Origin of the sequence: Gilliamella sp. B3892, from assembly GCF_026536305.1 — a bacterium.
In the GTDB taxonomy this organism is placed as follows: domain Bacteria; phylum Pseudomonadota; class Gammaproteobacteria; order Enterobacterales; family Orbaceae; genus Gilliamella.
This window is the reverse complement of record NZ_JAFNOK010000001.1, coordinates 228980-241950: the sequence shown is the minus strand read 5'-3', so window position 1 is coordinate 241950 and position 12971 is coordinate 228980. Positions and strand designations below refer to the sequence as shown.

Annotated in this window: 9 protein-coding genes and 1 pseudogene; 1 reads left to right on the top strand and 9 read right to left on the bottom strand. The window is 37.6% G+C overall.

What is annotated here, in order from left to right; genetic code table 11:
• Positions 1-25: 25 nt before the first annotated feature.
• The 9 genes and pseudogenes from J3U74_RS12490 to J3U74_RS01020 form a co-directional block, all read right to left on the bottom strand.
• Positions 26-124 (bottom strand): annotated as a pseudogene (locus J3U74_RS12490) (ESPR domain-containing protein); the annotation flags it as partial.
• Positions 125-864: 740 nt separating this feature from the next.
• Positions 865-2559, bottom strand: a complete 1695-nt coding sequence (locus J3U74_RS01055) for a ShlB/FhaC/HecB family hemolysin secretion/activation protein (protein ID WP_267329963.1) — start codon at positions 2557-2559, stop codon at positions 865-867.
• Positions 2560-2758: 199 nt separating this feature from the next.
• Positions 2759-3442 (bottom strand): GntR family transcriptional regulator, encoded by a 684-nt coding sequence (locus tag J3U74_RS01050; RefSeq protein WP_267329962.1) that lies wholly within the window; start codon positions 3440-3442, stop codon positions 2759-2761.
• 182 nt (positions 3443-3624) lie between these two features.
• The gene (locus tag J3U74_RS01045) at positions 3625-5109 is read right to left on the bottom strand and encodes a mannitol dehydrogenase family protein (protein ID WP_267329961.1); all 1485 of its coding nucleotides are present in this window, start codon (positions 5107-5109) and stop codon (positions 3625-3627) included.
• A 27-nt stretch (positions 5110-5136) separates the two neighbouring features.
• Positions 5137-6483, bottom strand: coding sequence for an MFS transporter (locus tag J3U74_RS01040; protein ID WP_220217967.1), 1347 nt, complete (start codon positions 6481-6483; stop codon positions 5137-5139).
• 63 nt (positions 6484-6546) lie between these two features.
• Positions 6547-7560: a Zn-dependent oxidoreductase gene (locus J3U74_RS01035; RefSeq protein WP_267329960.1), complete on the bottom strand. Its 1014-nt coding sequence runs from the start codon at positions 7558-7560 to the stop codon at positions 6547-6549.
• A gap of 16 nt (positions 7561-7576) precedes the next feature.
• Positions 7577-8791 carry a D-mannonate dehydratase ManD gene (gene manD / locus J3U74_RS01030; protein WP_220217969.1) on the bottom strand — a complete coding sequence of 405 codons (1215 nt, stop codon included), beginning with the start codon at positions 8789-8791 and terminating at the stop codon, positions 7577-7579.
• A gap of 1051 nt (positions 8792-9842) precedes the next feature.
• Entirely contained in the window at positions 9843-11354 is a 1512-nt protein-coding gene (locus tag J3U74_RS01025; protein ID WP_220217970.1) for an MFS transporter, read from the bottom strand.
• A gap of 158 nt (positions 11355-11512) precedes the next feature.
• Complete coding sequence (locus J3U74_RS01020; protein ID WP_267329959.1) at positions 11513-11863, bottom strand: hypothetical protein; 351 nt, start codon at positions 11861-11863, stop codon at positions 11513-11515.
• Between the two features lie 532 nt (positions 11864-12395).
• Here J3U74_RS01020 and J3U74_RS01015 point away from each other — a divergent pair.
• The gene (locus J3U74_RS01015) at positions 12396-12971 is read left to right on the top strand and encodes an anthranilate synthase component II (RefSeq protein WP_267329958.1); all 576 of its coding nucleotides are present in this window, start codon (positions 12396-12398) and stop codon (positions 12969-12971) included.

The following is a 12971-nucleotide window of genomic DNA, read 5'->3' as shown; positions in this document are numbered from 1 at the left end:
AACTGATTGATTTCGTTTTTTTAACACTTCCCGAAACCGCTTGGTGTGATTTGACAATTTCAGACACCACCACAAACAAGCCACGAGCTTGATTAAAAACAATTCGATATAAATTTTTATTCATAGTATTTTCACCTTTCATCTATTTTATATTGCTCAAATTATGAATTAAAAGAGCAATTTGTTTTAGTAAAACCATTTCCAAACACAAATGACTTAACTGAGTAACTAAAATCAGTTACATCATTTATTCAACGCAATAAAAAACACTATAACTAATTGATATAACAACTAATTATCGTATAAGTACAATTAATCAAATGAATTTTATTCTATTAACTGCCAACTCAATAACTGAATAAGTATCAATGCATTATTGTTGCCATTTAATCCAAATTTATTAGTGAAGTTAACAACGTTAACTATGAAGTAAATTAGAGCATAATTAATTGTTAACTATTCTCTTTAATTCGCTGCTTAAAAAAGGTATTAAAGCCCTACGGACTTATCATTAAAAACTGATTTGTTACTAATTTATGATGTTATAAATTGATATAAAACATATTCACTTTTTAATACTGTTTTACCAAAATCAAACTACTTGTATTTATTCTTATATTTTTAACCATACTGCACTAATAAATCATCAAACCTTTTACATCAATTTGATAGCCATTCTCATATAATAATCTTTATATGAATAACGGGTCAAAAGGTTTTATGTAAAGTTTCTTTTGCATGTTTTGCATGCTAATATCCATTGATTAAAAATAACAATCTTTGTCAAAAAAATGATAACTCATTATTTTATATAGTGTTATTTTTAAGTTTAATTATTTCCTTTTAAAAACACTTACTAACTAATTAATAAGTCCAATTCAAGTAAAACCCTAAAGTTAAATGGTTGGTTTTGAATTTATTCGGTTTGTAAAGTGGTACACCAACAAACAGATCATAATAGATATCAAACTGACGTCCTCTTACACCAACCACTGAGCCAACCAATCGTTTTCCAACCAAATCTTCAGAATTCGCTCCGGACACTTGGCCTGCGTCGAGTCCAAAATAGAGTTGCTGATTGGTAGGCATTTGCCAATCTAACTCATTACGGATATATATCCCATTATCCGCTGTTAACATACGCTCGCCGTCAAACCCACGAACAGTCCAGCGACTACCAATTGAAAAACGGTCTGGCGGCGTGAGTTTATTGCGCCTAGTCATTTGCCCACGAGTTTCAAAAATATAAGCAAAATTTTGATTGCCTAAGCTAAAGGGCTTATATAAAGACAAATCGAATTTAAAAATATCGGTCAAAGCACTGGCAATACCCACTTCTTCTTCATGCGCTTTTTGCGCACCAAACCAGCGCACCCCTTTTTGGTACCAAAGCCCCAAATCCAATGTCATATTATCGATATAATGACGATGTTGTAGCCCGATTTTCCAATTGGTTGTTTTTCGGCGTTGAATCTCTAGCTCCAAATCTTCCATATAGTTATGTGACTCTCGTAAATTGATGCCATAACTTAATGTTGTTTTTTGGGTTGAGTTACGATGAATGATCCGGCTAATTTGGAAGTTATAGTTTTTACTTCTTCCTTTATATTGATAATCGACAATCCCGGGGATATTTTGATGATAGGTGTTGCCATATATAGTGGCATCAAACATCCAATAACCATATGGAACAGAATAAGAAAATAGATAATCACGTGTTCCATATTTGTGTTTATTTTCCAGATCATGATCACCAGACACATAAAAAGTGTCACTGAGTCCTAACGGATTATCCAGATAAAGAGTTAAACCACCCAAATAACGCCCGGTATCTTTAGTACCTGAGTTATCTAAAGAAACACCTAATCGCCAATACTTATCTTGGGTACGTTTAATAACAATATCGGTTTGCCCCTGTTCTTTACTAGGGATTAATTCAATATTGGCAATCGATGTAGGGACGCGTTGTAAATTTTCTAATCCTTGCTCTAATGCACGCAAATTGAGCAAATCCCCGGTTTTTAAAGGAATACTGGTATATAAGCTTGAATGGCTATCACTATCTGAAGTGTAGCTAATATTGCCAACCGTACCTTTTAAGATTAATAGGGTGAATGTACCACTGGTGATATCTTGTTGAGGCGCCACCACGCGAGTTGTTATATAACCATAACTTATAAGCTGATTTTGCAGTTCGGTCATCAATAAATTAAGACCATTGCTACCTAAACAACGTCCTTCGGCTTGCTGAGCTAAACGATTAAGAGGAATATAAAAAGGTAAGGCATCACGTTCTAATAACTTAACATGATCAATACGAAAACACACCTTTTCTTCTGGAAAGTCAATGCTTTGAACTTTCTTCATGGGAGATTGTAAATTGATATCCGGTGTTTTGGTGGATAAAGCTTCTTCCGTTGCTTTTTGCCTCTCTTGTTGGTAAATGAGTTGTTGATCGCTGACTTTTTGGTTTTGTGCCGTTGGTTGAGATACAGCTACCGCATTAAATGACGCAAAAAAACCTGCTAAAATAAGTGATAACTTCCTGATATCTACCATTTTATTTACCATTATTAATATATTGTACTTTTGAGCGTGCCTATGTTAATTCGATTAAATCATTTAGTCTATAAAAAAAAAGTAAAGAATCGAAATCCTCATTAATAGTACGAAAAAGTATAACGTTAATATATGTATTAATAAAAATATGTTATATCGATAAGTTAAATACTTATATTTATGATTTTATTTATATCAACTAATCGACAAACCATTCATTTTTTTGCTGCGAGATAATTTTAATTGTCTGTAATATTGCCGATAAATGTTCATGTTGGGCTTGCGCTGCAAGCTCCGGATCATGATTTTTTAACGCAACTAAAATTTTCTCATGCTGTTTAACCAGATCTTCCGGCTGGGAAATATCACCTAAAGTTAAAAATCTTGCTCTATCCATCATCGCTTTGATATTTTCAACCGTTTCCCATGCCATTTGGCAATCAATGACATTCATTAAAATTTGATGAAATTCATCATCTTTTTCCAAGAAAAAACGAATATCCTTACGTGCATTCGCCTCTTTTTGCTCATCAAGATTTTTCTGTAACAAAGCGATATCTAAATCGCTAATTTCCTGTGCCACTCGTTTAATAATGGCACATTCCACCGCTTCACGAATAAATTGCCCGTCAACCACTTTTTTAATCGATATCTTTGTTACATACGTGCCTCTTTGAGGCAAGATCTGCACTAAACCCGCTTCAGCCAATTTTATAAAAGCTTCACGAACTGGTTGCCGTGAAACATTAAATTGCCCCGAAATCTCTTTTTCTGATAATAAAACGCCGGGTAATACCTGACAAGTGATAATAGCTCTTCTTAACGTGCGATAAATTTGTTGATTAACAGGTTCAGAAATATTTAAGTCAATAGATTTAAACATATACCATTCTTATATAAGCGATTAGATAACCGAGAATAGTAGGGGATTTTTAAATATAAGAAAAGTTTTTTTAAACAATAGCGTTAAATATTGGAAGATGAATCATGATCCATTTACATCGAAATAAAAAGTGTAATGTCTTGCGAGCATTACACTGTCATTATTTGAAATGAAATTAGGCGCTAGGAGAAATTTTGTGCTAATTTTTCAACCGTTTGTTTAGCGCCAATATTACGTAAAGAAATGTAAGCTTCTGTCACTTGATCAATGAATTTTGAGTTATTAGTTAAATCCTCACCAAACACATGAGTTAATGAAAGCAGTGCCTTAACCCGTTCTTGATTATCAGCGCTATTGGCAACTAATGCTTTGATTTTATCAACTGAAGGGTCACATACTTCAATTAAATGACCTGCATCGTCTATGCCACTGACGTAACGCATCCAAGCTGCCACACCCAAAGCTAAGCAATCAAAAGCGGTATTATGCGCCAGATGATAGCGGATCGAATCAAGCATACGTTGAGGTAACTTCAATGTACCATCCATTGCAATTTGCCAAGTACGATGTTTCAATCCGGTATTGCGATAACGGTCAAGCAAGGAATCAGCATATGCCTGTAAATCGACATCTATAACTTTTAATGTCGGTGCTTGCTCTTGCAACATAAGATGACGAGCGGCTTTGACATAATTTGCATCTTGCATACATTCATCGATATGTCGATATCCACCCAAATAGCCAAGGTAAGCCAAAAAGGAGTGGCTACCATTTAACATACGTAGTTTCATCTCTTCATAAGGTAAAACGTCATTGACCAGCTCAGCCCCTGCTTTTTGCCATTGAGGACGACCGGCGACAAAATTATCTTCAATAACCCATTGTTTAAATGGTTCGCCCGCAATACCGGCAGGATCGTCAATGCCGCCAAGTTGCTGTTGGATTTTTTCCATAGTTTGACTGGTCGCAGCCGGCACAATGCGATCAACCATAGTGGATGGGAAACTGACATTTTCTTCAATCCATTGTGCCAATTTTGCATCATGCATTTTGGCTAATGCTAACACCACATTTCGTGTGACATGCCCGTTTTCAGGCATATTGTCACAAGACATGACCGTAAAAGCAGGCAAGCCTTTTTCTTGACGTAAACGTAGCGCCTCGACAATCACGCCTGGCACGGTTTTCGGTTTGGTAGGATTGGCTATGTCATACTTGATAAGTTCGTTATGCGTATCGATTGATGCAGTAGTCGGTAAGTAACAGTAGCCTTTCTCAGTAACGGTTATGGAGACAATGGCGATCTCTGGGCGCGTCATCACCTCTAAAACTTTACTGATACCGTCGACATCGGCATGTAGCGCTTGTTTAACCACGCCAACCACCCGTGTTGACCAATCATCATAGGACATCTCGCACACGCTAAATAGATAATCTTGCTGTTTTAGATCTTCAATCTGCTTTTCACCACCAATCAGATTGACTTCACAATACCCCCAGTCACTACCCTGCTCACTTGCAAGGATATCAGCGTAAACAGCTTGATGAGCCCGATGAAAAGCGCCAAAGCCGAGATGAACAATTTTTGTTTTCAGCTTGTTTCTGTCATAGTTAGGTACCACAACTTGTTGTGGCAGTTGTGATAATGTTTGATTTGATAATCTCATTGTTCTTTTCCACCAAAATTGACTTTATTACGCTGCATCATTTAAGTCAGCTAGATTACGATCTTTTACTTCCGGCATACAGATAGCCGAGATAAGACCAATACACGAGTAAACAATAATCATGACAACAATTGGCCACCAGTCTTGAACTATATTGCAAAAAATACCGGCTAAAATTGGACCAAATCCCACCGCAATAAGACCACCGGCTTCTTTGGAAATCGCCATTTGCGTAAATCGATTTCTGGCGCCAAAAATTTCAGCCATGGTAATGTTTTCTAAAGCAAATAACCCTAATACTGCAATATTATGAATAAGAATCAAACATAGCGTAATTGTATTAACTGAATTATCTTTATCAACAATTATCGATAACATCGGATAAGCAAGCAATATCGCTGACAGCGTCATAATAATATAGGGAATACGGCGACCAATTTTATCGGATAACCAACCTAATAAAGGAATGGTAAAAAAGCCAACAATCGAGCTTATCATCAACGCATCTGTCGGGATGCTTTTATTAAATAATAGTGCTTGCACTAAATAACCGGCTAAAAAAGTTTGAATCAATCCGGAATTGCCGGCTTGACCAAAACGCAGTCCGGTGGCCAACCAGAACGATTTGCTTTTAAACATTTCAAGCAAAGAAATAGGTTTAACTGGTTGTTTATCGACTTGTTGATGGCTCTGTTTATCATTTACTTCATCAAATACCGGGCTTTCTTTTAAATTCAAGCGTAACCAAATGGCAAAAATCATCACCACAACACTGGCAATAAACGGCACTCGCCAGCCCCAAGCCACTAACTGATCTTTGTCTAATAAAAAGAACATCAACGCCCATATTGCGGTTGCACTTAATGTACCGCAGTTAGTTCCCATTGCCACCAATGAAGAGACGATTCCTCTTTTCCCCTTTGGCGCATATTCAGCTAACATGGTGCCGGCGCCGGAAATTTCAGCCCCAGCCCCTAAGCCCTGAACAATACGTAAAATAACCAGCATCAACGGGGCAAAAATACCGACTTGCGCATAGGTTGGTAAAACCCCAATTAACGTTGTGCACACGCCCATCATGGTAATAGTAATAAACAGAACTTTTTTTCGACCAATGGCATCCCCCATTCGACCGAACACAAAAGCCCCAATAATTCTAGCCACATAACCGGCACCATAAGTGCCCATTGCCAAAATCAACGCCATGATTGCTGAATGTTCAGGGAAGAATATTTCATGAAAAACCAGCGCTGCCCCTAAAGAGTACAACTGAAAGTCCATAAACTCTAATGCCGTACCAAGCCAACCAGAAACCGCTGCTTTAACCAGATCCGAAGTGTTTCTTTCACTTTTATTATTTCCTATATTACTCATATTCTACTCACTTATAATTTATCTATATAACAAAGTCACGCTTTAGGCTTTGTTTAAAATCACTCAAAAGGTTAATAACACCTTGCAACACGATTTTTGATCTTTCTCGAAAGTCTCTATAGCTTCTGCCACGTTGGTATAATCAAATTGATGCGTGATTAATTTTTGTGGATCGATCAATTTCTTCTTCAACCAATCAATCACAATCGGGAATTTATTGGCATTTAAGCGAGAAGAAAAAACAGATAGCTCTTTACTGGTGATCCCTTGTTGAGTGATTTGGCAAGGATCACTTGAAAAGCCCATAATTAAAATTCTTGCTGCTGGCGAAGCAATGGTGATAGCTTCTTGTAAAATTGATGGATGACAAGCGGCATCAATAATCAGTGTTGGTTTGATATTGCATTTATCGAGTTCATCTTTTAATGCTAAATTGCTGTTATTGATTATGCGATCAGCGCCAGATAATTGCGCCATGTCTAAACGCTCATCGATGCGATCAACAACAATCACTTGTTTAACCTTGTATACGCCTTTAAGTGCTTGCAATGAAGTTAACCCCATTGGACCTGCACCATAAATTAATGCCACATCGTGTTCGGTGGGATGCAACTGTCCGGTTGCATTAGCCGCAATAGTAAACGGTTCAATCATGACCGCAAATTCATCACTTATTTCATCAGGAATTGTGTAGGCGTTAGCACTAGGTACCGTTGCATACTGACTAAATCCTCCGTCACGATGAACACCCAGTACTGTTAAGCTTGTGCAAACATTAGGACGACCGACCGAGCACGGATAACAATGTCCACAACTGATAACCGGATCGACCGAAACTCGCTCACCAATTCGGCTACTATCAACATCTTCACCGACCGCATCGATCACACCAAAAAATTCATGCCCAATTACTCTTGGATATTTAGCAAAAGGGTTATGACCACGATAGATATGGCTATCAGAACCGCATATCCCGGCTAATTTGATTTTTACTCTCACCTCACCTTTCGCCGGTTTTGGCAGCTCTCGCTCTTCAATCACCAACTCGTTAGGTTGTTTAATCACTACGCTTTTCATATTTGCTCCTGTTAACTTACCAATTCCATAAAGTGCCGTCTTCTAAACGAGCAATCGGTAAATAAGCGGGGTTATACGGATATTTAGCGGCAAGTTTTTCATCGAAATCGATACCCAATCCCGGTTTGTCACTTGGATGCATATAACCGTCGTTAAACGTCCAATTTGGCGAGAACACCTCGAGCATCTGCTCGGAATATCCCATAAATTCTTGTACGCCAAAGTTCGGTACCCACATATCAAAATGTAGCGCCGCAGCATGACAAATAGGCGATAAATCTGACGGTCCATGTGATCCAGTTCTGACTTGATAAAGTGCAGCAAAATCAGCAATGCGTCGCATATGTGTGATACCGCCGGCATGAGTTATGGTGGTTCGGATATAGTCAATCAGTTGCTCTTCAATCAACTGTTTGCAGTCCCAAATACTGTTGAATACTTCACCAACAGCGATTGGCGTAACAGTATGTTGACGAATCAAGCGAAAACATTCTTGATTTTCTGCCGGTGTTGGATCTTCCATCCAAAATAGTCGGTAATCTTCAACACTTTTACCGAAACGAGCGGCTTCAATCGGCGTTAAGCGGTGGTGCATGTCATGTAATAAATGCTCGTTAAAGCCAAATTTATTGCGAACGGCTTCAAACAATTTAGGGGTAAAATCAAGATATTTATCCGTTGCCCAGAACTGCTCTTCCGGATAATTGCCACGTGTTGCCGGTTCATAGGCCAAATTTTTACCTTTACTTTGACCATAAGTTGTTTTCATACCCGGTATACCGCACTGCACCCGAATAGCTTTAAAGCCCATTTCTTTGTGTTTGGCATAATCGTCGAGCGCTTCATCAATACTGGCGCCAGTTGTGTGGCAATAAACCATAACGCCCGTGCGTGAAGCACCGCCCAATAATTGATAGAGTGGCATATTGGCAAGTTTGCCCTTAATATCCCACAGCGCCATATCAATGGCAGATATTGCCGACATCGTAACCGGTCCACGGCGCCAGTAAGCCCCTTTATAAAAGTACTGAAAAATATCCTCAATTTGCTGCGGGTCACGCCCTATGAGTTGCGGACATAGGTGGTCTTTAAGATAAGATGCAACCGATAGCTCACGCCCGTTAAGCGTAGCATCACCAACACCATACACACCTTCATCGGTGGTGATTTTTAGGGTGACAAAGTTCCTTCCCGGACTACATACAAAAACTTCTGCTTTAACTATTTTCATTTCAAACCTCTTTTTTTTGGATTTCTGTGCGATAAAAATAAACACATAAATACTACCATACAAGTAGAGTTGTATGTTTTTGTGAGAGGCATCACAAAAAACAAGTAAATCTTGTCAAGAAGTTTCAGAAAATACACGTGTTTAAGTAAAAAAATAGAGAAATATGTCAATAATGGATCTTTTTAATAAAAAATTTCATCCACAAGCTAATTAAATTAGTCGTTATTTTTGGGTCTTCTGCAAGGAGCATACTCGAATAGCGCTATGTTTAAGCGAAATATATCGCAATAAATAGATTGCCGCTAAAGCAAACTTGATTGTTTTGATTGCGTAAAACACATTTCAAACAACAAGCAAATCTTGTCAAGAAGTTTCAGAAAATATAGACGTTTAAGTAAAAAACAGAGGAATGCGCTGATAATGGATCTTTTTAATAAAAATTTTATCAATAAATTAATTAAATTGTTCGATAGTTTAGGTTTCCAGTAAATAGCGTATCGGTATAGCGGTACGCTTAAGCAAGATATGTCACAATTAATAGGTTGGGCGCTAGAGCAAGCTTGATTGTTTTGATTGCGTAAAACACTTTTCAAACAACAAGCGAAGCTTGTCAAGAAGTTTCAGAAAATATAGACGTTTAAGTAAAAAACAGAGGAATGCGCTGATAATGGATCTTTTTAATAAAAATTTTATCAATAAATTAATTAAATTGTTCGATAGTTTAGGTTTCCAGTAAATAGCGTATCGGTATAGCGATACGCTTAAACAAGATATATCGCTATAAATAGGTTGAGCACTAAAGCAAGTTTGATTGTTTTGATTGCGTAAAACACACTTTAAACAACAAGCAAATCTTGTCAAGAAGTTTCAGAAAATATATACGTTTAAGTAAAAAACTGAGGAATGTGCTGATAATAGATTTTTCTAATAAAAAAATTTCATCAATAAGTTAATTAAATTGTTCGATAGTTTAGGTTTTCAGTAAATAGCGTATCGGTATAGCGATACGCTAAAGCAAGTTTAATAAGTTAATGGTTAAAACTTTCTTGCACTATTTAACAGCTCGCCAAACATTTTCATATTCGTGACCGGTCAGATCTTCAACCACTTTTCGGGTTTCTTCAGTCACTTCCTGCTTTGCACCACCGTTTTTTAGTCTGTCGATCTCATGCACTAATATGGTATGAGTCTGTTTATTGAGTCTGAAGGTAAGGGCAAAGATTAGGGCGATCAATAATAATCCGCCTGTTCCACCTAAAAACAGTAAACCAATGGTGGTGATAGCTTGATCACTTTGTACAGCACTACCTTGAACAAATCCGCCATGCTGTAAAATCAGCCCGACAATAAAGGTTGCAATCGCCACGGTGGTTTTTCGACCGAATGTCATCACAGCGGCATATAATCCTTCCCGTCGTTGTCGGGTTAATATTTCATCGACATCCGGAATAAATGGAAACACGTTCCAAGGGGTAAACTCAAGAACGGCTCGGCCTGCTTGATAACAAACCGCAAACACATAAAGCAGTAATATTTTTGAGTCCGGGTTAAAGATATAAACCCCATAAAAACCGATGAGACAAATAATCATTGTCGAGTAAGAGAATGTATATAATTTACCCGGACCATATTTTACCATGGCAAAACCGGCAATTAAGGTAATGGGTAAGCCGATAATACTGAGCGAAAGCAGACTGGCGGCTAAAGATGAAGGGACTGCTAAACAATATACACAAAAAAATACGAAGACGGTATTAAACACATCTTTTGCTGTAAATGAACAAAGATAAATCGCTAAATGACGACGAAATGCTTTGATATTTAACGTTGAAAAGTATTGAGAAAATAGTTTTTTTAACAAATCCAATCTTTCTGCCCAGCTTTTTTTGACGGGAGCTTTATTCAATTGTGCTAACATTTCGGCGGTTGGCTCTCTTTCCCATGTCACTTTATATGAGATAAAGACGCATACGGCAAAAATAACCGCAAATAATAATCCATTGATAAAATAGGCATAGGCATTATTTTCACCCAAATAGTGAATCAATACCCCCGGAACAAATGTAGCTAAAAACGTACCGCAGGCAGATAAAAACATTCTGCCGGTAGATAATTTTGTTCGGTCATTATAATCTTTGGTCATCTCTGAAGGGAGTGTTTCCCACGGGATAAGTACAATTGCTGCTACAATTTCAAACACGAGATAGGCAGTAAGATAAAACCAAAAGTTCATGCCCACTATCCAAAGTAATGCATAAAGTAACATCAATGGCGAGCCAATTAATAAGAAAAACCGCCGACGTCCAAACTTTTGCCCCAATTTATATTGATAAAAGTGATCGGTAAAACTCCCCATAAATAAGCTAATTATTGCATCAACAATCCTTGCTATTGCCACAATCGATGCCGCTTGAAGTGGCGTTAATCCAACGAAGGTTGTGTAGAAAAACAGTAGCCATGCACCAATAATGGTAAATGCGCCCCCGCCCATGATATCTGTAAGACCATAACCAATTGCTATAGGAAGCGTTACTTTCCTATTTTTAATCATTTTAGTGTCCATTGTTAATTCCTTCCGTTTATCAAAAACATTGTGACTATTTATCTCTTCTCATCGCTTTGCTTGCTCTAGCCACTCAAAATGTAAAACCAGCTTGAGTATTTCCAGGCAATCGGTCAGGGTAAGCAATGCGGTAATCGCAAGCCAATTGACCAACAAAGTTATCTAAAAAAGTTATCTAAAATTGAGTGAGAATATTGAACAGCACCACCAACACTTAAACGTTCTAACACTGTTCGCATGCGAACATATGGCATCGATAGTTTAGGAACAGTAAGTAGGGTGAAATGCGTTTGCGCAGTTGTTTGAGTATCAATAAAGCTCCGCAGTGAACGGTTGAGTCTGTTCGATCTAGCTATTTTGATTTTTTGATAATCAACCATGGGGATTGAGTAACAATTTACGCTCCGATCAAAACCGCAATCTAACAGAAGTAAAGGTCGGTGGAACAGCAGACATGGCTTTTGATCTACTTGATTGTTTAATCGAAAAGTTTGATGAATAAAAGCCATAACCTACTCCTTTAACACCTTCACCATTTTCTTTAACTCAATGTGAAATGAATAAACCGCCTCTATTTTTCATTCTGCGCTTTGGTTGATTCGTCAGAAAGATGAGTTAATTGTCAAATAATCCTGATTAATCAATTTAATATTTAGACAGCAGTTATTTGGGGATAAACGCAGGTAACTTAGCGAAGCCATGGTAGTCATATCTTTCAGATGCGCTATTAGCGTTGATCCGTTTCATTTCAAACCGTTCATGTCAATTTCAGCAATGACAAAATAACTACCTAGACACTACCATACAAGTAGAGTTGTATATTTTTGTGAAAGCAATCACAAAAACGACGCTAATCTTGTCAAAAACTTTCAGAAAATGCAGGTGTTTAAGTAAAAAAACCATAAAACACGTATTTATTATTGGTCGTCTCTCTTTTTTTAGTGGCGTTATTTGTATAATGAAAGCTATCTGGTTAATTTTGGAGTAAATAAAATTAATCATCGACAACGCGTTAATTTGCTATTTTCAACGGATAAAACTTTGATACTACTTATTGATAACTACGATTCTTTTACCTTTAATATTTATGATTACCTATGCCGAGCGGGTGCCAATGTTGTGGTTACCAAAAATGATGAAAAAACCATTGAACAGTTAAAACAGCTCACGTTTTCTAAAATTGTTATTTCACCGGGACCGGGCGAGCCAAATAGTGCTGGCATCTCGCTGGCTGTAGTTGATGAGTTTGCCGGAAAATGCCCAATACTTGGGATCTGTTTAGGTCATCAAGTCATTGCGCAATATTATGGTTATTCAATTATCAAAGCGCCGATGCCAATGCATGGCAAGATTGATACCATTGTCCATGATGAGCAAGGACTATTTAAAGGGCTTAAAAATCCATTGTCAGTGGTGCGCTATCATTCACTGATAGCGGATAATCAGGCACCCCCGCATCAGTCACCTTTAATGGTCACCGCCCAAAATAAGCAAGGATTAATTATGGGATTGCGCCATAAAACACAGCCGATTGAATCGGTACAATTTCACCCCGAAGCGATCAAAACTGAGTTTGGTTTACAAATGATCCACAATTTTGTTAATGAGCAACCGTAA